This is a genomic window from Rahnella inusitata, from assembly GCF_003263515.1.
Taxonomy (GTDB): Bacteria; Pseudomonadota; Gammaproteobacteria; order Enterobacterales; family Enterobacteriaceae; genus Rahnella; species Rahnella inusitata.
Window position 1 is genome coordinate 14,857 of sequence record NZ_JYDE01000028.1, and the last position, 23,417, is coordinate 38,273.

The 23,417-nt window shown below is 55.5% G+C and carries 23 protein-coding genes; 6 read left to right on the forward strand and 17 right to left on the reverse strand.

Annotation, left to right across the window (positions count from 1 at the left end; translation table 11 throughout):
• The first annotated feature begins 101 nt into the window (after positions 1-101).
• Both alaC and TU92_RS16520 read left to right on the forward strand, forming a co-directional pair.
• A complete protein-coding gene (alaC, locus tag TU92_RS16515; RefSeq protein WP_112168284.1) occupies positions 102-1,361 on the forward strand; it encodes an alanine transaminase in 1,260 nt (419 codons plus the stop codon).
• Between the two features lie 135 nt (positions 1,362-1,496).
• Positions 1,497-2,015, forward strand: coding sequence for a cytochrome b (locus tag TU92_RS16520; RefSeq protein WP_112168285.1), 519 nt, complete (start codon positions 1,497-1,499; stop codon positions 2,013-2,015).
• Between the two features lie 49 nt (positions 2,016-2,064).
• On the opposite strand, the gene TU92_RS16525 is transcribed toward TU92_RS16520, so the two are convergent.
• On the reverse strand, positions 2,065-3,870 hold the full coding sequence (locus TU92_RS16525) for a DUF4153 domain-containing protein (RefSeq protein WP_112168286.1): 1,806 nt from the start codon (positions 3,868-3,870) through the stop codon (positions 2,065-2,067).
• A 186-nt stretch (positions 3,871-4,056) separates the two neighbouring features.
• Here TU92_RS16525 and TU92_RS16530 point away from each other — a divergent pair, with 186 nt between their 5' ends.
• Complete coding sequence (locus TU92_RS16530; RefSeq protein WP_112168309.1) at positions 4,057-4,515, forward strand: nuclear transport factor 2 family protein; 459 nt, start codon at positions 4,057-4,059, stop codon at positions 4,513-4,515.
• Between the two features lie 60 nt (positions 4,516-4,575).
• Here TU92_RS16530 and csgG read toward each other — a convergent pair whose 3' ends face one another.
• From csgG to csgD, 4 genes are all read right to left on the reverse strand, one after another.
• Positions 4,576-5,409 carry a curli production assembly/transport protein CsgG gene (gene csgG / locus TU92_RS16535; protein WP_112168287.1) on the reverse strand — a complete coding sequence of 278 codons (834 nt, stop codon included), beginning with the start codon at positions 5,407-5,409 and terminating at the stop codon, positions 4,576-4,578.
• Between the two features lie 72 nt (positions 5,410-5,481).
• Positions 5,482-5,874 carry a curli production assembly/transport protein CsgF gene (gene csgF / locus TU92_RS16540; protein ID WP_112168310.1) on the reverse strand — a complete coding sequence of 131 codons (393 nt, stop codon included), beginning with the start codon at positions 5,872-5,874 and terminating at the stop codon, positions 5,482-5,484.
• A 60-nt stretch (positions 5,875-5,934) separates the two neighbouring features.
• Positions 5,935-6,330, reverse strand: coding sequence for a curli production assembly/transport protein CsgE (csgE, locus tag TU92_RS16545; protein ID WP_112168288.1), 396 nt, complete (start codon positions 6,328-6,330; stop codon positions 5,935-5,937).
• A gap of 4 nt (positions 6,331-6,334) precedes the next feature.
• Positions 6,335-6,985 carry a biofilm master transcriptional regulator CsgD gene (csgD, locus tag TU92_RS16550; RefSeq protein WP_112168289.1) on the reverse strand — a complete coding sequence of 217 codons (651 nt, stop codon included), beginning with the start codon at positions 6,983-6,985 and terminating at the stop codon, positions 6,335-6,337.
• A gap of 874 nt (positions 6,986-7,859) precedes the next feature.
• Between csgD and TU92_RS16555 the strand changes: the two genes are divergently transcribed.
• From TU92_RS16555 to csgC, 3 genes are all read left to right on the forward strand, one after another.
• Positions 7,860-8,348 (forward strand): curlin, encoded by a 489-nt coding sequence (locus TU92_RS16555; protein ID WP_112168290.1) that lies wholly within the window; start codon positions 7,860-7,862, stop codon positions 8,346-8,348.
• 49 nt (positions 8,349-8,397) lie between these two features.
• Positions 8,398-8,871 (forward strand): curli major subunit CsgA, encoded by a 474-nt coding sequence (csgA, locus tag TU92_RS16560; protein WP_112168291.1) that lies wholly within the window; start codon positions 8,398-8,400, stop codon positions 8,869-8,871.
• Between the two features lie 91 nt (positions 8,872-8,962).
• Positions 8,963-9,292: a curli assembly chaperone CsgC gene (gene csgC, locus TU92_RS16565; RefSeq protein ID WP_112168292.1), complete on the forward strand. Its 330-nt coding sequence runs from the start codon at positions 8,963-8,965 to the stop codon at positions 9,290-9,292.
• A gap of 5 nt (positions 9,293-9,297) precedes the next feature.
• Here csgC and TU92_RS16570 read toward each other — a convergent pair whose 3' ends face one another.
• The 12 genes from TU92_RS16570 to TU92_RS16625 form a co-directional block, all read right to left on the reverse strand.
• Positions 9,298-10,323 carry a HoxN/HupN/NixA family nickel/cobalt transporter gene (locus TU92_RS16570; protein ID WP_112168293.1) on the reverse strand — a complete coding sequence of 342 codons (1,026 nt, stop codon included), beginning with the start codon at positions 10,321-10,323 and terminating at the stop codon, positions 9,298-9,300.
• Between the two features lie 15 nt (positions 10,324-10,338).
• Positions 10,339-12,636 carry a carbamoyltransferase HypF gene (gene hypF / locus TU92_RS16575; protein ID WP_112168294.1) on the reverse strand — a complete coding sequence of 766 codons (2,298 nt, stop codon included), beginning with the start codon at positions 12,634-12,636 and terminating at the stop codon, positions 10,339-10,341.
• Between the two features lie 98 nt (positions 12,637-12,734).
• Positions 12,735-14,906, reverse strand: a complete 2,172-nt coding sequence (gene fdhF / locus TU92_RS16580; RefSeq protein WP_112168295.1) for a formate dehydrogenase subunit alpha — start codon at positions 14,904-14,906, stop codon at positions 12,735-12,737.
• Positions 14,907-14,929: 23 nt separating this feature from the next.
• Positions 14,930-15,475, reverse strand: coding sequence for an electron transport protein HydN (gene hydN, locus TU92_RS16585; protein ID WP_056774212.1), 546 nt, complete (start codon positions 15,473-15,475; stop codon positions 14,930-14,932).
• A gap of 218 nt (positions 15,476-15,693) precedes the next feature.
• Positions 15,694-16,188, reverse strand: a complete 495-nt coding sequence (hycI, locus tag TU92_RS16590; protein WP_112168296.1) for a hydrogenase maturation peptidase HycI — start codon at positions 16,186-16,188, stop codon at positions 15,694-15,696.
• Complete coding sequence (locus TU92_RS16595; RefSeq protein WP_112168297.1) at positions 16,181-16,660, reverse strand: formate hydrogenlyase maturation HycH family protein; 480 nt, start codon at positions 16,658-16,660, stop codon at positions 16,181-16,183. The genes hycI and TU92_RS16595 overlap by 8 nt, the downstream gene beginning before the upstream one ends.
• Complete coding sequence (locus TU92_RS16600; RefSeq protein WP_112168298.1) at positions 16,660-17,457, reverse strand: NADH-quinone oxidoreductase subunit B family protein; 798 nt, start codon at positions 17,455-17,457, stop codon at positions 16,660-16,662. The genes TU92_RS16595 and TU92_RS16600 overlap by 1 nt, the downstream gene beginning before the upstream one ends.
• Positions 17,454-18,011, reverse strand: coding sequence for a formate hydrogenlyase complex iron-sulfur subunit (locus TU92_RS16605; protein ID WP_112168299.1), 558 nt, complete (start codon positions 18,009-18,011; stop codon positions 17,454-17,456). Before TU92_RS16605 ends, TU92_RS16600 begins: the two co-directional genes overlap by 4 nt.
• Before the next feature lie 14 nt (positions 18,012-18,025).
• Positions 18,026-19,750: a hydrogenase large subunit gene (locus TU92_RS16610; RefSeq protein WP_112168300.1), complete on the reverse strand. Its 1,725-nt coding sequence runs from the start codon at positions 19,748-19,750 to the stop codon at positions 18,026-18,028.
• A 44-nt stretch (positions 19,751-19,794) separates the two neighbouring features.
• Positions 19,795-20,748 (reverse strand): respiratory chain complex I subunit 1 family protein, encoded by a 954-nt coding sequence (locus TU92_RS16615; protein ID WP_112168301.1) that lies wholly within the window; start codon positions 20,746-20,748, stop codon positions 19,795-19,797.
• 10 nt (positions 20,749-20,758) lie between these two features.
• A complete protein-coding gene (locus TU92_RS16620; RefSeq protein WP_112168311.1) occupies positions 20,759-22,663 on the reverse strand; it encodes a proton-conducting transporter transmembrane domain-containing protein in 1,905 nt (634 codons plus the stop codon).
• Positions 22,663-23,283, reverse strand: coding sequence for a 4Fe-4S dicluster domain-containing protein (locus TU92_RS16625; protein ID WP_112168312.1), 621 nt, complete (start codon positions 23,281-23,283; stop codon positions 22,663-22,665). The genes TU92_RS16620 and TU92_RS16625 overlap by 1 nt, the downstream gene beginning before the upstream one ends.
• Positions 23,284-23,417: the final 134 nt, after the last annotated feature.

The following is a 23,417-nucleotide window of genomic DNA, read 5'->3' on the forward strand; positions in this document are numbered from 1 at the left end:
TCTCTCGACAGTTTTTTGCGACTGCGATATGTTCGTGGAAGGCCGCAAAGCGGCCAGCGTCGCTCGGACGGTCCGGGCGCTTACGTATCCTCGAGGAATTTATGGCTGACTCACGTTCACCACGTCGTTTTTCACGCATTGATCGTCTTCCCCCTTATGTGTTCAACATCACCGCTGAGCTGAAAATGGCTGCGCGCCATCGTGGCGAAGACATCATCGATTTCAGTATGGGTAACCCCGACGGCCCGACACCGCCACACATTGTGGAAAAACTGGTGCAGGTTGCCCAGCGTGAAGACACTCACGGTTATTCGACCTCACGCGGTATCCCGCGTCTGCGCCGCGCCATTTCCCGCTGGTATGCGGATCGCTATCAGGTTGAGATTGATCCGGAAAGCGAAGCCATCGTCACCATCGGTTCGAAAGAAGGTCTGGCGCATCTGATGTTGGCCACGCTGGATCACGGCGACACCGTGCTGGTGCCGAACCCAAGTTATCCCATCCACATTTACGGTGCGGTGATAGCCGGTGCGCAGGTGCGCTCCGTACCGCTGGCCGAAGGGGTGGATTTCTTCGCTGAGCTGGAAAAAGCCATACGCGAAACCATTCCGCGTCCGAAAATGATGATCCTCGGTTTCCCGTCTAACCCGACGGCGCAGTGCGTGGAACTTGATTTCTTCGAACGCGTCGTTGCGCTGGCGAAACAGTACGACGTGCTGGTGATCCACGATCTGGCCTATGCCGACATCGTCTATGACGGCTGGAAAGCTCCGTCGATCATGCAGGTGCCGGGTGCAAAAGACATCGCGGTGGAATTCTTTACGCTATCAAAAAGCTACAATATGGCGGGCTGGCGCATCGGCTTCATGGTGGGTAACCCTGAGCTGGTCAGCGCGCTGGCGCGTATCAAAAGTTATCACGACTACGGCACCTTTACGCCTCTTCAGGTTGCAGCGATTGCGGCGCTCGAGGGCGATCAGCAATGTGTGAAAGATATCGCCGAGCAGTACCGTCAGCGTCGTAACGTGCTGGTACGCGGTCTGCACGAAGCAGGCTGGATGGTGGAAAATCCGAAAGCGTCGATGTATGTTTGGGCAAAAATTCCGCCGGCGTATGCCCATTTAGGTTCGCTGGAATTCGCTAAACGTTTGCTGACGGAGGCCAAAGTCTGCGTGTCTCCGGGCATCGGTTTTGGGGATTACGGTGATACCCACGTGCGTTTCGCGCTGATCGAAAATCAGGACAGGATCCGTCAGGCGCTTCGCGGCATCAAAGCGATGTTCCGCGCCGACGGTTTGCTTCCTCCGAAGAAAGCGGCGGGTGACCCCCCGGTGGAACAGGATCCTGCGCTCAATCCGTAATTCAATGTCTTTGCATGAAACCGGGCTTGTCCCGGTTTTTTTATCTTTTGTTTTCATAAAGTCTGCATGATTACCCCTTATACTCACTTCGATACCCTTGTTGATATTGTGTTCATCCTCCCCAGGAAATGACTTATGAAAACCCGTTATTCGCTGTCTCAGATAAGCCTGCACTGGGCGACGTTGCTGATGATTATCCTGACCTACGCCGCAATGCTAACCCGCGATTATTTCCCGGAAGACAATCAGCCGCTGGTCAAGCTGCTGCACTTCAACTTTGGGATTTGCGTCTGGCTGCTGATGTTTGCGCGTATTTTTCTTCGCACCCGTCACGCCACGCCGCCGGTCACGCCGCCGCTGCCGCGCTGGCAACATGCCGCTTCGCATGCGGTTCATGGCATTTTGTATCTGCTTTTTCTGTCGTTACCGGTGCTGGGCGTGCTGACGCTGGAGTTTGGCGGGCGAGAGTGGTTTTTACTGGGCTGGCAGGTGCCGCAGTTTGTGACGCCTGATCCCGACACGCGCAGTGCGGTAAAAGCAACGCATGAGTTTCTGGCGAACTGCGGTTATTACCTGATTGGCTTACACGCGCTGGCGGCGATTTATCATCATTACGTTCGTAAGGACGATACGCTTTTACGCATGACGCCTTAATTTTGGTAAACCGGCAGGCGGAATGCCTGCCGGTGAATGACATGTAGAATTACTCATTTTCGCTGCTGTAATAGACCACCCGACGTTTCCCCTGAATCTGCACGTCCGCCCATTTACGCGGCACCGGTTTCACTTCCCCGTCACGCAGTGCCTGGATCAGCCCGTTTTTATCTTTGTCATCATAAAGATACAGTTCGCCGGCTTGCTGCCATTTCCCTGACTGTTTAGCGTATATACGGCAGTTAATGGAAACGGTATTGAGCGTATTACACAGGAAAATTTCTTTCTGTTTGTCATTATTGAGCTCAAGCGTATTCAGGATGCACGCGCCCTGCAGGCCAAGACAATCGCGCAACGTGCTGCTGTATTTCTCCAGCTCCGGCAGGCTGTTCCACCAGGCATCCTCGGGTGAAACCGAGCCTTTCGCCAGTTGAAACATTTTCTTCGCGTTTTCCGGACGATAATTTTTTGCCGCCTGAGCGGCATCTTCCACACCGTAAGATCCCCAGCGTGACGTCTGCGAAATCGTATTTTTCAGTATGGCCATCAGGCGTGGATCGGTCATAAACGCCGGGTTTTGCTGTAAATCTTTCAGCGCTTCATTTCCGCGACGACCGGTATCGAAGCGCAACATGCTCAGATCGAGATCTTTCGCCTGGGTTTTCCCTTCGTCTAAACGGGCAATCTGATTATTCACGCTGATGCGATAAGGGTCGAGCAACGGGCTGTTTACGGCGATCACCAGCAGCACCACCAGCAGCGAAAGCGGTTTATTGAACTGCGTGATGTGCGGCAACCACTCGGGGCGCTTATCGATAACCGACAGGCTATAGCAAACCGACGCCACCAGTGTCACGCCGATGGTCAGCACCGCCCACATGCGCTGCGGCGTCCAGCCGTACTGCGCGATGCGCAGCCCGGTCGCGTACATCGCCAGCGCGGCATACACCGGCAGCAGCAGGACAGCGGCATTGACCATCAGGCGTATGAAGCGTGGATAGGGCTTCACCGCGCTGTCCGTTTCCCGCACCACGTTAACCAGGATCAGAATGCTCATCGCCATCACGGTCAGCAGACTGGCGGCAGACCAGGCCGTCGACAAGGCTTTCAGGCCAGTAAACGGCAGGGCGAAAAGGAAGATCAATGCAACGAACGCCACCAGCGGCAGCAGACATTTCAGGATAAGGCGGATGATATTTTTAGTGACATTCATCAGCGACGGCTGTGTGCGGCAGGTGATGATACTGATCCCGAGCAATACCCCGTAAACCAGCCACATAAACAGCGGCGTGTCGAAGAAAAGCTCGTGGAAATAATCAATGCCAATCAGCCGGAACAGCGCGCTGCACAGGGCCAGCACGCCGACGGTCAGCTGCATCAGCAGCAGGGTGAACATCAGGCATAGCGTATTTTGCGAATAGCAGGCGGCCAGATTGGCATAGCGGTAGCGCGTCTCTGACGGGAAAGACTGCACCTGCAACCACGGCAGCACAAAATAGATAAGCAGGATCAGTGAAAGATAAAAAGGCAGGAGCAGCGAGTCCGCCGGTGTTGCCGTGCTGTTGCTGTTAACCCATGCCGACATGCCCGCCAGCAGCAGCGCGAGCACAGCCATACAGCCCCAAAAACGACGGTCATTCAGTCTCACCACAGATAAAGAAATCAGTACCGGTAATGTAAATGCCATCGTCTGGCCGTAAATATTATGGCTAAGGGATTCGAGCGCGGGTGACGCGTGGTACGAAAGGAAGAAATACAGCAACAGCCCCTGGAGTACGCAAATCGCGAAGATCAATGCGCGGGTGGCTGAGGGAACAGGTGGCATAACGCTGCCTGCGCGGGTGAACTGAGGCATCCGTGACTCTCCAAAATGTAAGGGCAGGTAAATTAAAAAGTGCTGTCAGTGTAATGGGTTCCGCGAAGGAGTGCAGAAAACTCTTTGATCTGGCCAGGCTGTCATTTTTGTGAGCCCGGCTGCATAACTGGCAAATTCAGCGACAGTCACTAGGCTTGAGGCTGGGAGAGAGAATTCGAGGTGAAAATGACAGAACAACAATTGAAAGATAAACGCATCAACGTTGTGAAGAATTTTTACGCCAAACTGGATCAGGCAGATGCTTCCTTATTAGATCTTTTTGCGGAAGACGTACAGCTGTTCTTTCCTAAGTTTGGCACCGCTCAGGGCAAATCCTCACTGGGAGAATTAGGTAAGCGTTTCGCGCTGGAGATCGACAAAATCCAGCACATTCAGGATGGGTTCCGGTTTGTCTATGATGGCGATACCCTCGTGCTGGAAGGCCAGATGCGCGGGGTGATGCAAAACGGCGATCGCTGGCCGACGTCACAAACCGGCAGTCATCATTTTTGTACGGTGTTTGAATTTGACGCGTTACTGATTAAGCGGGTGAGCATTTATCTTGATCCTGACTTCAATCTTGAGGATAAAAAACGCGTCAATAATTACCGGCAGGTGGTGAAAACTGAGGAAAATAAAGCCTGACGTTAAAAAAGGAAAGACAGCCGCCTCAACCAGCGGCTATCTTTCGCCAACTGCCTCCCATCAGGATTCGGCAGGGACAATAGTGTTCTTATAGCGTTGAAGAACCGGTGAATTGATCTCTGAAGGATTCTGCAACTGCCACAGATTACGATCGATACCGTCATTGACCAGATAAATGACCCCGGATTCAATGGCCGACATCAGGCAAAGCATCACTGGCTCGTTGGTGGTATAGCCCAGTTCGCCTTCCAGCAGACGCTGATAGTCGATAAAGCGGAACACCCCGGCCTGCACTTCATATGACAATATCGTCTTACTGGTATTCACTGACGACAGAACTTCCCCGGTATTGACGTCGACAGCGCGCAGGTTCACGGCTATCTGGTCCAACTGGTATTGCGTGCTGGCGCCGATCCCGAAGTACCGCGCGCCAATCCCGCCTGATTTCACATTACTTTCATAACCGATGATTGAGCCTTCAATCAAAATGTTTGCCGCCACCAGCGAAGCCAGCGGTCGCTGGTTGTTGATGGCGACGCTGCCATTTTCCTGCGCGGCGCGGATAATCTTGCGTTCGTTAAGCAGGTTTTGCAGCCCCTGACGTTCCAGCGGGATAAACCATTTCGAATCTTTCAGCGCGGAGACCAGCATCGCCGTGGCGCTCTGCGGCACCGCCGTCGAGAAGTTACTCGCCGGATACGGTTTAAACTGCCCGGTTTCATCCTGAATGTTATACACAGAGACAAAGATCCGGCCCTGCGGGGCAGGGAGGTGTGTCAGGTCGGTGTAGCTGGGCGCACGTGGTAATAATGTCGGTCTTGCGGCTTCTTTAGGTGCTGCTGCAAGGCACCCGCTCAACACAAAAACTGCGATGAGTAATAAGTAATTGCGCATGATCTGATTCCCATTTTTCCCTTCTTATTTCGATTTAATATCGAATTATTTTGGGGATTTTGTTCTTCGGTATTAGTTCGTCGTAGAAGACAAACCCTGAACCTGAATGGTGGATACCTTGCCGGTCTGGCGGTCGGTAACATTCATCACCAGCTGCCCGTCGGTATTCTGGATATCGACTATAAAGTCCTGCGTCACCAGCCGCCCCGGTTTGCCCTGATTGATGTTACCCATCAGACTGCCAAGCAGTTGCGACTGAATCGATGACGTGAAGTTATCCAGCGCCGAGGTGCCGGACGACCCAAAGTCATAGCTATCAGGGTCTTTATACGAGTTCTGCGCCTGCGCCTCGTTGAGTAAAAACGAACCGTTATTCGGGTTACCGCCAAAATTCGGATTCACAAACTGGAACACCATATTGCCGCCCCAGGAAAGTGGGGACGCCGTCAGCAACGCCAGCAGCATCACCGAGCGGGGGACTGAAACTGGAATATTCACGATGCTCTCCTTACAAGAGGCTGTGCATTAAAATTCATCATGGGCAAGATCCCCGGTGCCAAGTAACGCCTTGTCTAACTGGCGACGTGAAAGCGCCTCGGTGACGCCATCTATGGCGGTGTCGACGTCCTTATTAAAATTGCGACGGTTTGGGAACAACAGCGTCTGATAGAGCGTGTCCTGGCCTATTTTGATGCTGATCCAGCTGCCCCAGCGCGCGCTGGGTCGTTCAGAAATAGTGATGGTTTCCGGGTAGTTGCGGTCCCACTTATCGGTAAAACCACGATAAAAATCATGGCCGACCGAGGTTACCGTGTGGTCGGTAATCAGGCCGGGGTCTTTCACATCTGCTGCCTGAACATGCAGGCAGGAGGCGCAGAGCAGCACCAGCCACAGCCAGAAGGTCTTCCTGCAAAGTGTCATGATGTCAGCGCTTGAGATTGTCGTTGGCCCAGGACGCCGCCTGAGTGCGGTTTTTAACCGAGATTTTTCTAAATAAATTATAGAGATGCGTCTTAACGGTGTTCTCACTGATAAACAGCAACCGCGCGATTTCAGTGTTCGAGGCGCCGACGCGTAATTTATTGAGGATCTCTTTTTCACGATGGGTCAGTCCGGTGTCCTCAGAATGAAGATGACGGAAGGCACCGGACTGGTTGATCAGATAGCTGGCAAAGCCCTGCGAGAAGTAGCACTCTCCGCGGATCACGCTTTTAATTCCTTCAACCAGATTGTTTTCATCGGCCGAGAGATAAAACACAGCACTGATCCGCGGCCAGGTTTCAATTTCCCGGAAATGATATTCGTCAGGCGTATTTAATAATAATAACTTCACGCTATCGTGATAATGATGTAATGCTGATTGCCAGTGATCAATCGTGCGGCGATCAGCCTCCATCATATCGAAGAGAATTAACGTCTGATGAAGATATTGATCCTCTAAAGATTTATGAATGTTGTGAAGTCGTGTGTTGACACAAAGTTGCTGTTTCAATTGTTGCAATAAAGCACTGGCCTGCAATGACGGTTTTGTCACTAATAAAAGGATATTATTATTGATCGCCGCTTCATTAAGCATAATCAAACCCTGCCCTGATTTTTATCGTCACGGCCTGCTGTCATCCGATAGAGGAAACAGAAAATAGGCCGTTAACTTTTTTGCTAAATCTATAGCTGGTTATTTGCTGTGTATATCTAAAAAGAGAAAATAAACACAACCTGGTGCACATAATAATTCAGGTCATTTCATGTGCGGTACAGACTCAATTTAGCGTTTGGCCTCTCTTACGCAAGGCTTATTTATGTTTCAAAATGTAACTCAAAATGTATAAAGTTTTCCTAATGTATTGTGAATATTTTCTACTGGCCTGTTAAATTAAACTTAAGTAATGCAGTTTACATAATCTTAACGTTTGCCTTTGTTAAGCCTGTGTTTTTAACGTTACGCTGGCCATAAACACCCTCCGTAAACTGCAATACACTGCATGTTTCCTCTTTAATAACGCAAATATTGGCCCCCCTAATTATCGATTTAACTTAGGTGGCGGACGTAAGAACACCCTTCTGCGGGGTGCAAAAGGTGGGAAACGGCAGTGTGGCGGGGGTTTGACCTCAATTATAAGCCTCGGAATTGTGGCGCAGATCGCTTTATTTGAAAAGGGAACGTTCCCGAAGTATTAAGAATAGTTGCATTTGTGTGATTAATTAAATGACTCTTTCCCGTTACTTTAGGATTAATGCCATACACCAGATTAGCGATATTGACCTTTAGCCAAAATCGTCTGGTCAATCCGCATGAGACGGAGCGACTCATACTTTGTAATGAACTGCGAAATTAAAATACGCCGTGCGGGTGAGTTTCTTATTTCCCGATAACTCCATAATCAATTCGTCAACAGCAATAAAACCGGTCAGCAAGAAATTGGTTTCCGGCTTTAATACAGGGTGACGCAATGAAAAAGACTTTATTGACCCTGGCGTTACTTTCAGCATCCTGGGTCGTTCACGCACAACAATATGATATGGCTTTCCCGGAGATAAGCTCCGACAGCGCCGAACAATATTATACCGGTGCGGGAAGTTCATCAGGGAATACATCAATGATTTATCAGAACGGTAATAGTAATGCGGCCTACAGTAATCAGGCGGGAAATGGCAGTTCCAGCATTATCCGGCAGTCAGGCTCAGACAATACCGCACTGATAAAACAACGAGGTAATGGAAATAACGCGGATATTTCTCAAAGCGGCAGCGATAATTTTGCCTATATTTCGCAAACCGGCGGCGGGAATTCATCCATTACGCAACAAAATTTTGGCAACACGGCTTACATTCTGCAAAAAGGCCGGAGTGTAACTGAGATACGCCAGAATGGTACGAACCAGACCAGCGGTGTTGTACAAAACTCGTCAGGAATGGCGATTAGAGTGACACAGCATTAAATAACATACGTTCTTATGACATCCGATATTTAACTAATGGGGTAGCATCATGAAACTTTGGAAAATTGTGGCAGTCTCCGCTTTAGTCGTCAGTGGCAGTGCATTCGCAACCGGTAACAATCACGGCGGCGGTGGTGGCGGCGGTCCTTCTACTCCTCCATCCACAGTGCCGACGTTTACGGCCACCCAGTGGAATTCTGAAATTCAGATTTATCAGCAGGGTACCGCAAACCTCGCGAATGCCACTCAGACCGGGGCTCAAAAATCGCTGACTGCGGTTAATCAGGATGGGTACAGAAACAGTGCCGGTACCAATCAGACCGGTGATGGCAGCCTGATCAGCGTGGTTCAAAAAGGTGACTATAACAATACTAACGTGGCGCAAAGCGCTAACGGCAGTAAAGTTCTGGTCTCCCAGAATGGTTCAGGCAACTATGCGCAGGCTTCTCAGGGTGCCAATGGTTCTCTGACCAGCATCACTCAGGTGGGCACTGCTAACCTGGCGTATGCGTCTCAAAACTGATTCGCTTTCTCCTTATACGGAGTGAGTTAAAAACAGGGCACTAGCCCTGTTTTTTTTCGACTGTTTTAATGATGTGTCTGAGGATAAAAATATGCATTTACTTCTGATCGCGGCAGTCATGTCTAATCAGCTTTGGTTCGATACCCAAAGCGATGCACAAAGTTACGTAGTGACGCCGATGGTCAATCTCACCAAAGCCTGCGCCTGTCAGGTGGCGGTGTCGGTCTCGCAAGAAGGCGGCGCCGGTAACAGTACCAGCCATCAGAGCAGCAACGTCAACCTCTCAGCCAATCAGCCTCAGCCGCTGGGGCGTATGCGTTTTTCGGTAACGCCGGGCAGCAAAACGCAAATCATGATTACCGTCACCGACGGCGGCACGTTGCGTCTTGAAAAACAAATCACTTTACCGGGTGATGCGTAACGGCATCAGACCGCCAGATTATCGTACCCTTTGCGACGATAATTCAGCGCCGAGATCCCCCAGAACACCACGAAGACAGCCACGGCGGCGTAACCCACGCTGCCCATATTGTCGTTCAGTCGCTCAACCACCGACCACGCTCCGCCGTGCAGTTCCAGCTTATCGGCCATCAGCCCCAGCGCTTCCAGCCCGCCAATAAATAGCGCAATCACCACGCTGGTAGCGGTAATGGTCATATTGTAATAGAGCTTACGCACCGGCTTGTCGAACGCCCAGCCGTAGGCACCGACCATCACAAAGTTATCCAGTGAATCAATCAGCGCCATGCCGCTGGCGAACAGCGCCGGAAACACCATGATGCTCCACACTGACATGCCCGACGATGCCCCCGCCGCTGAAATCCCCAGCAGACCAATTTCCGTGGCGGTATCAAAGCCCAGCCCGAACAGAAATCCCACCAGATACATTTGCCAGCTCTTATTCACCATATTGAAGGCGAAGCTGAATAGCCTGCTCATCACGCCGCCCTGAATCTGGTGCAATTCCTCTTTATCCGTGAAAGTTTTGCCGTGTTTCACTTGCTGAAAACGGCGATAGACATCGCGCAGGATCAACGCATTCAGCAGCGCCATCATAAGCAAAAATAACGCCGAAACCAGCGTGCCGATGGTGCTGCCGTAATCGTGCAGCCAGCCGATTTTATTGCCGAATACCAGCGATGTGGCGGCGATTGCCACGCAGGCCAGCACAACAATGCTCGAATGGCCGAGTGAAAAAAACGCCCCAACCGCGACCGGACGCTGGCCTTGCTGCATCAGCTTGCGGGTGACGTTATCGATCGCCGCAATATGGTCGGCATCCACCGCGTGGCGCAGGCCATAACCGTAGGCCAGCAGCGCCGCCGCAATCAGTGCTGCGCTGTGGCGAAACGCCGCCAGCGCCCAGCCCCAGGCCAGCAGATTGACGGCGATCAGGCCTATAAAAAGCCAAAAGGCACGGCGATGGGTATGAAAAAACGCGCGGTTAATCATGGGGATCCTTATTTATCATTCAGTTAATTCAGAAACAGATTGAAGACGGGCACAGGCGATAACCGCCTGACCCAGCGCCAGCCCGCCGTCGCCTGCCGGATAGTCGAGAGGCATGAGTACGTGCAGTGGCGTTAACGCGTCGTATAAACGCTGGCGCAGCAACCGGTTATGCAGCACGCCGCCGCCGAGCGCGACCGTGCGGGTGCCGGTTTTCGTGCAGTGATAGCGGGCGAGGGCAGCAAAGCCTTGTGCCAGCGCGTCATGAAAGGCAAAAGCCCGCTCCGCCGGTGTCGCCTGCCAGGCGAGCCACTGCTGCCAGAAGACCGCCAAATCGAGAAACGTCCCCTTGTCTGCATGAATCAGCGGCAGGGTGACCGGATGTTTTACGCCATACGCCCGCCGCGCCAGCACTTCCAGGCGGCAGGCAGCTTCGCCCTCCCAGCTGAGTTTCTCCGGCGCGCAGCCGAGGGCGGCGGCAACGGCGTCGAATAAGCGCCCGCAAGAAGAGGCCAGCGGTGAATTAATCCTGGCGGCGATCGCCTTAGACAGCGGCTGCCACGGATGCGCCAGCAGCGCCTGTGCCTCGGGAAGCTGTTCCCAGCCGGGCACGAACGCCATCCACTGTGCCAGCAGATTTCGCCAGGGTTCCCGCGCAGCGCGGTCGCCGCCGGGCAGCGCCACCGCCGGTAATCCGCCCAAATGTTCACAGCGCAGATAATTCACGTTCAGACATTCGCCGCCCCACAGTTCACCTTTCTGACCATATCCCAGACCGTCAAGCGCCAGACCGATGACGTTTCCGCCGTCCAGTGGCCAGCGGTGTTCTGCCAGGCAGGCGGCGATATGCGCGTGGTGATGCAGAACGTCAATCACCCGTATTCCGTGGCGGTTGGCCTGAACATGGCTGACGTAGGCGGGATGCGCATCGCGCGCGATGACAGACGGCGTACAGGCAAAGAGATGCTGAAAATGTTCCTGCGCCTGTTGCTGTTGCAGGGCAATATCGCGATGCGCCAGCGAACCAAAATGTGCGCTGAGCACTGCCTGGCCGTTGCGCACCAGGCAAAAGGTATTTTTGAGATCGCCACCCAGCGCGAGTAACGGCGGCAGCGCGATGAAACCCGGAGGCAGCGACAAAGCATCGGGCACATAACCTCTGGCGCGGCGTAATACTTCGATGCCCCCGGGCGTCAGGCGCACCAGCGAATCATCAGCGCGCTGGACGATATCGCGGTTGTGCAGCAGCCACAGATCGGCGATGCCGTCGAGCTGGTTCAGTGCGTCCGCGTTAGTTAATGCAGGGGCGCTGTCTGCGCAATTCCCCGAGGTCATCACCAGCGGCGTCTGGCAGGCCTGCATCAGTAAATGGTGCAGTGGCGTAAATGGCAGCATCAGGCCAACTTCATCGAGCTCCGGCGCAATGGCCGCGCAAAGAGGTGTCATCGCACTCTGCGGCGTCAGCACAATCGGCGCGGCGGGGGATTGCAACACTTCCCGCAGCGCAAACTGGGGGCTTTCGTCGCTGCAACGCGCCAGCCAGACGATGTCCGGCAGCATGACGGCCAGCGGTTTTGTCGGGCGATGTTTCCGCTGACGCAGCCGCATTACGGCGGCCTGTTGTGTGGCGTCACAGGCCAGATGAAAACCGCCGAGCCCTTTGATGGCGACGATTTTTCCGGCGCGCAGCGCAATCACTGCCTGTTCAATGGCCGCCTGACTTTGCGCCACGATTTCGCCATTTTGCAACGTGGCGCTGACCTGCGGACCGCAGTGTGGGCAGGCCACTGGCTGCGCATGAAAGCGCCGGTTGGCCGGGTTTTGATATTCCTGCTGACACGCCGGGCACAGCGGAAAATCCGCCATGCTGGTAGAAGGGCGGTCGTAAGGCATCGCGCGGATCAGCGTAAAGCGCGGGCCGCAGTGGGTGCAGTTGGTAAAGGCGTAGCCAAAGCGACGATCGCCGGGCTGATTTATGTCCTTCAGGCATTCCGGGCAGGTCGCGGCGTCGGGCACTACCTGAGTATCCATCTGCGTTTTTCGACTGCCGGTAATGGTGAAGTTATGCGGGGGACTCTGCCAGTCAAAAGGGGCGAGAGTCATGCTGTCGATGCGTGCCAGTGGCGGGCAGTCGCGTTGTAACTGTTCGATAAAACTATCGATATTGACCGGTTGAAGCAGTCTGATTTCCACACCCGCGCTGTCGTTACTGACGTCGCCACGAAGCCGTAAACGGTCAGCCAGTTGCCAGATAAAGGGCCGAAAACCGACCCCCTGAACCTTGCCACTGATGCGGATAAGTAAAGAATCAGACATAAAGTTTCTCTGAAATGGAGCGATATCGCCTTCCCCTCTCACGAGGGGAAGGCTGGCAGGGGGAGGCGCTAAAAGCATCGACTTATGAAGCAAAAAAACTACACCTCAACCACCGGGATCACATCTTCAACGGCACTGCGCAGACGCGCTTTCATATCGCTGTAGCTTTGCTGGGCATAATCTTCCGCCCAGCGTTGATCGGCGATTTGCTCGACGTTGACCGCGCAGTATTTGGTTTCTGGCGTTTTAGATATTGGATCCAGATTTTCCTGCGTCAGTTCATTACAGGCGCCGATCCACCACTGATAGGTCATATAAACCGCACCAATGTTGATGCGCTCGTTGTAGTTGGCGCGGGAAATGACTTTGCCACGGCGCGAGGCAACCCACACCAATTGCTGATCGCGAATGCCCAGCGCCTGCGCGTCTTGTGGATGCATCTGCACAAAACCCGGTTCGTCGGCCAGCGTTTGCAGAGCGGCGCAGTTACCGGTCATTGAGCGGCAGGAGTAGTGGCCAACTTCGCGCACGGTACAGAGCACCAGCGGATAATCACTGTCCGGCACTTCAGCCGGTGCGCGCCACGGTGCGGCGAACAGCTGGCCCTTGCCGGTCGGGGTATCGAAGTGATTGTCCTGATACAGGTACTGCGTTCCCGGACTTTCCAGCGTGGTACACGGCCACTGTACATGCCCGAGCGTGCCCATTTTTTCGTAGGTCGCGCCGTAAAACAGTGGGCACAGCTCACGCATTTCGTCCCATATTTCCTGGTTATCGTTGTAATGCATCGGATAACCGAGTTCGGTCGCCAGCAGGCTGATGATTTCCCAGTCGCGCTTCACGTTGTACTTGGGTTCGATGGCTTTCTCGAAACGCTGGAAGCCACGATCCGCACAGGAGAACACGCCGCCATGCTCGCCCCATGAGGTGGCAGGCAGGATCACATCAGCCTGTTCGGCGGTTTTGGTCATGAAGATGTCCTGCACCACCACAAATTCCAGCGCCTCAAAGCCTTTACGTACCAGACTCAGGTCCGCTTCGGTCTGCAATGGATCTTCGCCCATGATGTAATAGGCTTTGACGTGACCTTCCAGCGCAAGATGCGGGATCTCGGTGATGCGATGACCGATTTCAGGATCCATCTGGTTCACGTCGATCCCCCAGGCATCAGCGAATTTCGCACGTACTTTCGGATCGGTGACCGACTGGTAACCGGGGAATTCGTTGGGCAGCACGCCCATATCACAGGCACCCTGCACATTATTCTGCCCGCGCACCGGCCCGACGCCGACGTTGGCGCGCCCCAGATTACCGGTCAGTAACGCCAGACCGGCCAGACCTTTGACCACATCCACCGCCTGACCAAACTGCGTCACGCCCATACCCCACATGATGGTCGCTGAAGGCGCAGCGGCATAAGTCCGCATCGCCTGACGAATTTGCTGGGCAGTCACACCGGTCTGCTCCGCCACCGCTTCCGGTGAATAATTCGCGACGTTTTTGCGGTACTCCTCGAAGCCCTCGGTGTATTTGGCGACATAGTCATGGTCGTACAGATTTTCTTCGATCAGCACATAGGCAAACGCATTCACCAGCGCCATGTTGCAGCCGTTGGTGATTTGCAGATGCTGATCGGCAATACGCGCGGTTTCGATACGACGCGGATCGCAGACAATGATCTGCGCGCCTTTCTCTTTGGCTTTGATCACCCGGCGGGCGACGATCGGATGGGAATCGGCGCAGTTATAGCCGATCACCAGCAGACATTTCGAGTTCTCGATATCGCCGATGGAATTGCTCATCGCGCCGTTACCGAGCGTGGCCTGCAATCCCGCAACTGACGGGCCGTGGCACACACGGGCGCAGCAGTCGACGTTGTTGGTGCCGATCACCGCACGGGCGAATTTCTGCATCACATAGTTGGTTTCATTGCCGGTGCCACGTGAGGAACCGGTATGCATAATCGAACGCGGGCCGTGTTTTTGTTTGATCTCTTTCAGGCGCTGCGCGGTGTAACGGATGGCTTCATCCCAGCTGACGGCTTCGAATTTGCCGCCTTTCTGACGGCGGATCAGCGGCTGCGTCAGGCGCGGTGTCAGCAGTTTGGTGTCATTAAGGAAATCCCAGCCGTAGTAGCCTTTCAGGCACAGTTCGCCCTGATTGGTCACGCCATTGGCGGCTTCTGCGCGGATAATTTTGCCATTATCTACAATGAGATTCATTTTGCATCCCGCCCCACAGTATGGGCAGACAGTGGTGACTTTTTTCATGTTCTTCCTTCCTCTCTTCGAGGTTAAAACAGCAGGGGGGAGGTGCTATCGAGCGCAGCGCGGCGGCGTTTTTCTGCGTTCATTTCCTGTAAGTGATTGCGATCGATGGCATAAAGCGCCTTGGTCGGGCAGATCTCCATACAGGCCGGGCCGCCAGCGCGGGCATGGCACAGGTCGCATTTATGCGCTTCGGCTTTGTCAGAGGTGGCGGTCATGGCCGCGCCGTTCTGGCGGAAAATCGGTTTGGTGACGACCTCCATCGCACCGTACGGACAGGCGACGACGCAGGTTTTACAGCCGATGCAACGTTCCTGCATTACCTGAACGCGGTCACCGACGCGGCTGATGGCGCCGTTCGGGCAGACATTGGCGCAGGGCGCATCTTCACACTGGCGACACATCACGGCGGTGCTCAGATTGACGCCTTTGATCACATGCAAACGCGGCGCAAACGTGGCGGCGTTGAGCAGGGAGATATCCTGCGATTCACTGTGAGCCATGACGCAGGCGATTTCACAGGTACGGCAGCCGATACATTTTTTAGGGTCGGCGATAATAAACCGGTTCATCTTCAACTCTCCTGATTCCGGATTTTCTTATGAAGCCGGATGACACCGGCCTGACGACATTGCTGCACTGGCTATACATAAACCGTGCCAGTTCCGGTGATTAATTTTTACGTTATTTATTCAATGGGTTAGCCGAGATGGCTAGGGCAGTGACGAAATCCGGCGCTGACGTCATGTCCGCTTCGTCACTGCCTCGACAGTTGTGTCGAAAGCTGGCGTCAGGCTATTTCCGCCCTGTAAGGAGCGATGCCCAGCCCGGTTTCCAGTCGGGGTAAGAGTTGATGCAAGCGGCTAACCGCCTGCTCCACCACCGGGCTCATCGGGTAATAAAACGCCACGACGTCAGGCTGGATGCCGACAAAGGTGATTTGCGGAATATCTTCGCGCAGTTGCTGAATAAGGAACGTTAACGGCAAGTTGTGCGTGGTCATCATGAACATCTCACCGATGTCATTTTCATCAATGATGCGCATCTCACCGGGTGCCAGCCCCATGTCGGTGGCGTCGACAATCACCAGATAATCCGGGCGCAGTTCGCGCAAAAAACCGATGTCGTTTTCCGGCGCGGCACCGCCGTCGACCACCGTCCAGCCGCTCAGCGGGTGTTCAGCACAGATTTCAGCCAGCCGCGGGCCAGCGCCGTCATCCCCCATCATGCTGTTGCCGACGCACAGCAGGGCGAAGCGGGATAAATGGGAAGCGATATCAGGCATCGTATCTCCTGACCATCAGGTACATGGCGGGGTCGTTTTCGATTTGCTGGAGCAGCACAATCAGCGCGTCGCTCCAGCCCTGCTGCTGCAAGTTCATCTTTTCGCGGGCATCGCGCAGCGCCAGCGCCAGACAATGGGTGTGGGTGCTGTCGATGTTGATTTCACCAAAGCGCTGAACACCGGCCAATTTGCGGCGCGCCTCGCTGTTTTCCGCCAGGCAGTCCATCCACTGACTGTAGCCATCGAGCGGGCATTCCAGACGGGATTTCAGGCAGTCAATCACCCCCAGGTGATGGCCGATCGCCAGGCTGTAATAGATCACCTCCTGAACTTTTTGTGAGCTGCGTTTCTGCGCACTTTTCTCATCGACGAACTTGCTGCTCAGCGAATAGAAAATCACTTTGTTTTTTTCTGCTTTCACGCCCGCCATGGTCTGGTGTCGGGCGTAACGCTGGTCATTGGCCGGGGTCATCACAGGCGAACCTCCCCGCGCAGTACCTGCTGATAAATCTGTTGCAGGTTGCCGACGATTTCATTGAGACGCATATCCCCCTGTTCTTCCAGATATGCCGATACGCGCTCCTCTGCCGGTTGCAGACCGGGGGCGGCGACCAGTTGCATAAACCGGTCGGCAATCTGACGACCATAGCGATAACCGGCCATGCGGCGCGCTTCGCGATCGAGCAATACGCGCAGCGGTTGTGGCAAATCCGGGTGCAGCAACATCGCGGGAAGGGCTGCTGCTTCATCGTGTTGCTGGCCTTTGATTTTTTGATCAAGCAGGCCGAGCGCCATCGCAAAGCCATAAATCGTGGCGGCGGGCGTTGGCGGGCAGCCGGGAATATAGACGTCCACTGGCACGATTTTGTCGGTACCGCCCCAGACGCAATACAGGTCGTGGAAGATGCCGCCGCTGTTGCCACAGGCCCCGTAAGAAATGCAGATTTTTGGATCCGGTGCCGAATCCCAGGCGCGCAGTGCCGGTACCCGCATGGCACGTGTCACCGCGCCGGTGAACAGCAAAATATCGGCATGACGCGGCGACGGCACTACTTTGATCCCGAAGCGTTCGGCATCAAACAGCGGCGAAATTGCGGCGAAGATTTCAATCTCGCAACCATTACAGCCGCCGCAGTCCACGCGATACACGTAGGCCGAGCGGCGGATGCTGGTGAGGAGGGTGGATTTAAGTTTGGCGATGCTTTCGTCAAGCGTGACGGGCACCGGCAGACCATTTTCGTCACGCGGGCCGATCAGTGTCTGGCTCATGACTGCGCCTCCGTGGTCATATGACGGCCAATATCAATTCGGTCCGTGGATGAAAGACAGTGCATTTTTTTGCAGGCCGGGCAGGTTTCATACTGCGCGCGGCGGTCATCGATTTGCCGGTCGCTCAGCGCGCCGTTCTCCTGTAACAGACTGAGCGCGAAGTCGATTTCCTTTTGCACGGCGTAAGGTTTGCCGCATTCACGGCAGTGGCAGACCGGGAAATCGGCAGTTTCGTATAAGTCTTCTTTGCGCCACACCGCCAGCTCGAACTCTTGTGAAAGTTTTATAGCTGCCGTCGGGCAGACTTCTTCACAGCGGGCGCAGAAAATGCAGCGCCCTAAAAAAAGCGACCAGCGGATATTTTCACCGTCTTCGGCCGTGGTCATGGTCAGCGCGTTGGACGGGCAGGCGTTAGCACAGGCACCGCAGGCGATACACTGTTGCGCGTCGTACTGCGGTTTGCCGCGAAAATTCGGTGCCAGATCCAGCGGTGTGAACGGGTAGCCCACCGTCGCCTTGCCGGTCTTCAGGACTTTTTTAATCAGTTTCAGCATGATTGGGCGGCTCCTTAAAGCGGCGAGTTTTTACGTTCAATGCCGTAACGTTCGATCTCTTTGTAAGGCACGACGATGGTCGTTTTCTTACGCACATCCACCACCGTCATGCGGTCGGTGCACGAATAACAAGGGTCGAGACTGCCGATGATCAGTGGCGCGTCTGACACCGTGTTGCCGCGCAGCATGTAGCGCAACGTCGGCCAGTTGGCGTAGGTCGCCGCGCGGCAGCGCCAGCGGAAGAGTTTCTGGTTGTCGCCGGTCATGCTCCAGTGGATGTCGTCACCACGTGGTGCTTCGGCAAAGCCCAGCGCAAAGCGGTGCGGAATGTAGTTAAAGCCTTCCACCGCCAGCGGCCCGCCCGGCAGGCTTTGCAGGCCGAATTCGATCATATTCAGGGAGTTGAACACTTCGTGGATGCGCACTTTCAGGCGGGAATAAACGTCGTTACCGGTTTCGCTGCAAATTTCAAAGGGCAGCCTGGCGTAACCGGCGTAAGGATGATCCTGACGCATATCACGGCGGTGGCCGCTGCCGCGTACCATCGGACCGACGTTGCTGAAATCGCGTGCAACCTGCGGATCCAGAAGGCCGACGCCGATGCTGCGCTGTTCGGTATTCGGCGTACTGAGCAGAATATCCACCAGCTCATGCAGGTCACGGCGCATGCTGCCCGCCAGTGCAATGGTGGCTGTCATGTCGTCTTTGAGAATGTCGCGACGCATACCGCCGATCAGATTCATGCCGTAGGTTTTGCGCGCGCCGGTGAGGATTTCTGCCATTTTCATGGATTGCTCACGCACGCGGAAAAACTGCATGAAGCCGGAGTCAAACCCGACAAAATGGCAGGCCAGCCCAAGGTTCAGCAGGTGGCTGTGCAGACGTTCAACTTCCAGCAAAATTGAGCGGATCATCTGCGCACGTTCCGGCACCACAATCCCCATCGCGTTTTCCACCGATGAGGTATAGGCCACACTGTGCGTAAAGCCGCAGATGCCGCAGACGCGATCCGACAGGAACGTCACTTCGTTGTAGCCCATCCGGGTTTCGGCCAGTTTTTCCATGCCGCGATGAACGTAGAACAGGCGGTAGTCGGCGTCGATAATGTCTTCGCCATCGACAAACAGACGGAAATGTCCGGGTTCGTCAGAGGTGACGTGCAGCGGGCCAATCGGCACGATTTTGCTGCCTTCTTTGGCTTCGGAAATAAACGGATAGGTTTCTTCGTCAGTGGTCGGCGCGGGGCGCTGGCGATAATCCATGGCATCTTTGCGCAGCGGATATAAATCGTCTGGCCAGTCATCGGGCAGCACCAGACGGCGTTCATCCGGCAATCCGACCGGACGCAGACCGTACATATCGCGCACTTCGCGCTCGCCCCAGACAGCGGCAGGCACGCGTGGCGTCACGGATGGGAATTCCAGCGAAACCGGATCCACTTCGGCGCGTACTGTTATCCAGCACTTCACGCCTTGCTCCATCGAGAGCACGTAATACAGCGCGTAATTGCCGCACAGCGTGCGCTCGTCATTGCCGAACAGCACCGACAGCCAGCCGCCCTGCTGGTAGTAAAGCCACTCAACCACTTCCGGCAGGGCGTTCAGTTTGATTGTCACGGTTGCCTGCGTGTCGGTTTGCCATTCACTGCCTAAAATCGCCGACGGAAACTGTTTCGCCAGCGCCGCCAGATAATGCTTACCGACCGGATGTTGGTTTAACGCGGTATTGAAATCACTCATTACAAAGCCTCTTCCCGCCGCAGCGGGACAAGAAAAATGTCAGGTCAGCCTGCGACCAGCCAGGACACCAGCGCCAGAAACGCCAGCCCGAAGCCCGCCCAGGTGGTGCGGGAAGTTTTAAGAAAGCGCAGACGGGCAACGCTGTTTTCAAGAAGCGCGACGACAAAAACGGCGATCAGCAGTTTCAGCAGGCACAACACCACGGCGACCAACAGCGTCAGCGGCGTCAGGTTTTCCGCCAGCCCGAACGGGAAAAACAGACCGAGGAACAGCTGTAAGACCACCAGCTGTTTCAGGCTGATCCCCATTTTCAGCACACCGAGCGCCGCGCCGGAATATTCGGTCAGCGGCCCTTCCTGTAACTCCTGCTCGGCTTCCGCCATATCAAACGGCAGTTTGCCCATTTCGATATAAGTGGCGAAAGCGCAGGCCAGACCGGTGAGAATCAGCGTTAAGGAAGAGGAAACCGGCCAGTGGCGTACACAGTCAGCAATCGCGCCGAGGGACGTTGAACCGGCGACCAGCGCCGCCACCCACAGGCCGAGCAGCAAAATCGGCTCGACCAGCACGCCGAGCACGGCTTCACGGCTGGCGCCGATACCGGTAAACGGGCTGCCGGTATCCAGACCGGCGATGGCAAACACAAAACGCACGATAGCGAAGAGATAAATGACCGTGATCAGGTCGCCGGCTGCGCCCATCGGCGATGCCAGCGTCACCATCGGCAAGGCGGTGGCGATTGCCAGCAGGCCGCCAGTCAGCAGATACGGCATACTGCGAAACGCTGCACCCGCCGCCGCCGGGGCGACGCTTTGCCTTTTCAGCAACTTTGCGATGTCGCGGTATTCCTGTAACACCCCCGGTCCCTGACGGTTGTGCATTTTGGCGCGCATGACGCGGCTGAATCCGGCGAACAGCGGGGCAACGGCCAGCAGCGCAATGGCCTGGATCAGCGCCAGCGGCCACAGCGCATTACTCATCAAAACGGGAAAATTCATAGTCAGTTCCTCAGGCGAAAGCCACGACCAGCAACACAGCCAGTTCGATGAAAGCCAGACGGCGGCAGAAAGCGCCGAGCCAGCCCTGATGCAGCGCGGTCACCAGTGCGGCAGGCGTAGCGCGCTGACGCAGACGGTACAGCGGTGCAAACATTACGCGCAGCGGCTGGGCGAAACCGGTAGCAGTCACCACCATGTCTGGCGAATGCCCGTAGCCGCAGGCCCAGGCATCGCCGCGCAGCCGGTTCGGCAGACGTTGGCCGCGCAACAGACTGGCGATAAGCCACGGCAACACCGGCATCGCCAGCAGCAGCAGGGCAATCATTGGTGCCGATACGGCGGAAGTGCCGGTCATCGCCGCGCCCTGACCGGCAAACGGCATCAACGGCGCGTTCAGCACCGACGCCGCCACGGCGGAGAAATGCGGAATAAGCCACGGTGACGCGACGCCAAAAATCACGCACAGCAGTGCCAGCAGCAGGCTGGCCAGCGTCATCGGAAGCGGTGCCGGTGTGGCATCGGCCGCGGCCTGACTGCGCGGTGCGCCGAGGAAGGTCACACCAAACACTTTGGCGATACACATCAGCGCCAGCGCACCGGTCAGCGCCAGCCCGACCGCCAGCAGCGGCCCGAGCAGGCGAGCGATAAACACATGACTGCCGCTCAGCTGGAACAGCGACTGGTAAAGTAGCCATTCACTGGCGAAGCCGTTCAGCGGCGGCAGCGCGGCCATCGACATCAGCGCAATCAGCATCGCCATGGCGGTCCACGGCATCAGGCGCGCCATCCCGCCAAGCTTTTCCATATCCTTAATACCGGTCTGCATTTCGATTTCACCGGCGCCGAGGAACAGCGCGGTTTTGAACAGGCCATGGTTGAAGAGATGGAACAACCCGGCCAGCAGTGCGAGAGATGCGAGCACCGGCAGATTCAGCGCCACGCCGACCATTGCGCCGCCGACGCCGAGCAGGATAATCCCAACGTTTTCCAGTGTGTGATAGGCCAGCAGGCGGCGGATATCGTGTTCCATCAGGGCGTACAACCCGCCAATAAATGCGGTCAGGATCGCCAGAAGCAGCACCATCAGGCCCCACCAGAGTGGCGGCGCACCGAGCAGATCCAGACCGACTTTTATGACACCCATGATGCCAATTTTCATCAGGGCGGAAGAGAACAGCGCGGCAGCCTGTGCCGGTGCGCTGGAGTGCGACTGAGGTACCCAGCCGTGCAGCGGAATAATCCCGGCGTACAACCCGAAACCGAGCAGCGACAGCAGGAAAGCGAGAGATTTCACGCCGGGGGGGAATTCTGTATGGCGCAGCACATCAAAATTCACACTGCCGCTGGCGTGATGGAGCAGGGCAAAGGCCAGGATCAGGCACAGCGTGCCCAAGCGCCCGGACAGAAACTGATTCAGACCGGCGCGACGACTTTTCACATCGTCGGTTTGCACTATCAGGAAATATGCACACAGCGCCGCCAGCTCCATCATCAAAATCAGCCCGGCGCCATTAGCGGATATTGCCGCCGCCGTCAGCGCGGCCAGCAGCAGGTTACACAACAGTCCGGTGCGCGCGCGTTTGCGCTGGTTCACACCATTAAGCCATGCGCAGGCATACAGGCTGCAAAACAGCGCCGGGACCGCCATCGCCAGCAGTAACAGACCGTTGAGCGGGCTGAATTCGGCAGCAAAATGCAGTACCGGTAAGGTGATGCTCTGTGCGGGCCCGCTGTGCAAAATCTGCATCGCGGCGAGGATGACAGCCAATGAAGCCAGCATGCCTCCCGTCCCGGATATCATGCTGCTCAGACGGGCGAAAGCCGCCACCAGCCAGCTCACGATGCCGCTCAGCAGCCAGATCATCAGCGCCAGCGTCAGCAGCGATGCTGGCGTCCATGCAAATAAAGAGGTCATCATTTTGCCTCCGCGTCAGGGGTGTTGAAGGCCGTCAGTTCGACAGGAAGTTCTGCCGGGAAAACGTTCATGGCGTTAAGGCGTTTTAACTGGCTGGCACGGTCAGAGAGATCAGCGGTGACCAGGGTGATCGCCTGGGTCGGGCAGGTGGTGATGCACGCCGGACCTTGCGGGCTGAAACTGCATAAATCACATTTCACCGCCACGGCGCGGATGCCGGGGACGCAGTCGAGAAACGGGCTGACAGCGCGCGGCGCACGAGGGGCGGGCAGCGCTTTCGAGGTGTTGCAGTCGCGCGGAATATCCACAGGCGTACTGCCGGAAAAGGTGATGGCCCCAAACGGGCAGGCGATGCCGCACAGTTTGCAACTGACGCACAGACTTTCATTGAGATGAATGGCGTTATTCTCGCGGGTGATGGCATTGACCGGACACACCGGCGCGCAGGGGGCATCTTCACACTGGTGACACATCACCGGCGCGGAATCCAGACGGTTACGCATCACCTGCAAACGCGGTGCAGACTGTAAGCCGTGGCGCTGATGTTCCTGCGAACAGCTGGCCATACAGGTATTGCAGCCGATGCAGAGCTTCGGATCGGCTATCACATATTGATTCATGGCAACGGCAGTGCGGCTCATGAAGTCTCCTCTCTGTTTCGTCAAAGATGACGAAATCGGCACTTAAAATGACATTTCGACACTTATGTCAGAATGAATTGCATTAATTCAACGGCAGTTTCGCGAGGCGTAAT

Coding starts and splice junctions, on each gene's coding strand:
- csgD (WP_112168289.1), bottom strand. CDS start 6,985: ATGCTTAATGAAGCGGCGATCAATAATAATATCCTTTTATTAGTGACA.
- TU92_RS16605 (WP_112168299.1), bottom strand. CDS start 18,011: ATGCTGAAACTGATTAAAAAAGTCCTGAAGACCGGCAAGGCGACGGTG.
- TU92_RS16595 (WP_112168297.1), bottom strand. CDS start 16,660: ATGACCCCGGCCAATGACCAGCGTTACGCCCGACACCAGACCATGGCG.
- TU92_RS16570 (WP_112168293.1), bottom strand. CDS start 10,323: ATGATTAACCGCGCGTTTTTTCATACCCATCGCCGTGCCTTTTGGCTT.
- TU92_RS16520 (WP_112168285.1), top strand. CDS start 1,497: ATGAAAACCCGTTATTCGCTGTCTCAGATAAGCCTGCACTGGGCGACG.
- csgE (WP_112168288.1), bottom strand. CDS start 6,330: ATGACACTTTGCAGGAAGACCTTCTGGCTGTGGCTGGTGCTGCTCTGC.
- csgG (WP_112168287.1), bottom strand. CDS start 5,409: ATGCGCAATTACTTATTACTCATCGCAGTTTTTGTGTTGAGCGGGTGC.
- TU92_RS16525 (WP_112168286.1), bottom strand. CDS start 3,870: ATGCCTCAGTTCACCCGCGCAGGCAGCGTTATGCCACCTGTTCCCTCA.
- hypF (WP_112168294.1), bottom strand. CDS start 12,636: ATGTCTGATTCTTTACTTATCCGCATCAGTGGCAAGGTTCAGGGGGTC.
- TU92_RS16600 (WP_112168298.1), bottom strand. CDS start 17,457: ATGAGCCAGACACTGATCGGCCCGCGTGACGAAAATGGTCTGCCGGTG.
- TU92_RS16620 (WP_112168311.1), bottom strand. CDS start 22,663: ATGACCTCTTTATTTGCATGGACGCCAGCATCGCTGCTGACGCTGGCG.
- TU92_RS16555 (WP_112168290.1), top strand. CDS start 7,860: ATGAAAAAGACTTTATTGACCCTGGCGTTACTTTCAGCATCCTGGGTC.
- csgC (WP_112168292.1), top strand. CDS start 8,963: ATGCATTTACTTCTGATCGCGGCAGTCATGTCTAATCAGCTTTGGTTC.
- TU92_RS16625 (WP_112168312.1), bottom strand. CDS start 23,283: ATGAATCAATATGTGATAGCCGATCCGAAGCTCTGCATCGGCTGCAAT.
- hydN (WP_056774212.1), bottom strand. CDS start 15,475: ATGAACCGGTTTATTATCGCCGACCCTAAAAAATGTATCGGCTGCCGT.
- csgF (WP_112168310.1), bottom strand. CDS start 5,874: ATGCTGCTGGCGTTGCTGACGGCGTCCCCACTTTCCTGGGGCGGCAAT.
- fdhF (WP_112168295.1), bottom strand. CDS start 14,906: ATGAAAAAAGTCACCACTGTCTGCCCATACTGTGGGGCGGGATGCAAA.
- hycI (WP_112168296.1), bottom strand. CDS start 16,188: ATGCCTGATATCGCTTCCCATTTATCCCGCTTCGCCCTGCTGTGCGTC.
- alaC (WP_112168284.1), top strand. CDS start 102: ATGGCTGACTCACGTTCACCACGTCGTTTTTCACGCATTGATCGTCTT.
- TU92_RS16530 (WP_112168309.1), top strand. CDS start 4,057: ATGACAGAACAACAATTGAAAGATAAACGCATCAACGTTGTGAAGAAT.
- TU92_RS16610 (WP_112168300.1), bottom strand. CDS start 19,750: ATGAGTGATTTCAATACCGCGTTAAACCAACATCCGGTCGGTAAGCAT.
- TU92_RS16615 (WP_112168301.1), bottom strand. CDS start 20,748: ATGAATTTTCCCGTTTTGATGAGTAATGCGCTGTGGCCGCTGGCGCTG.
- csgA (WP_112168291.1), top strand. CDS start 8,398: ATGAAACTTTGGAAAATTGTGGCAGTCTCCGCTTTAGTCGTCAGTGGC.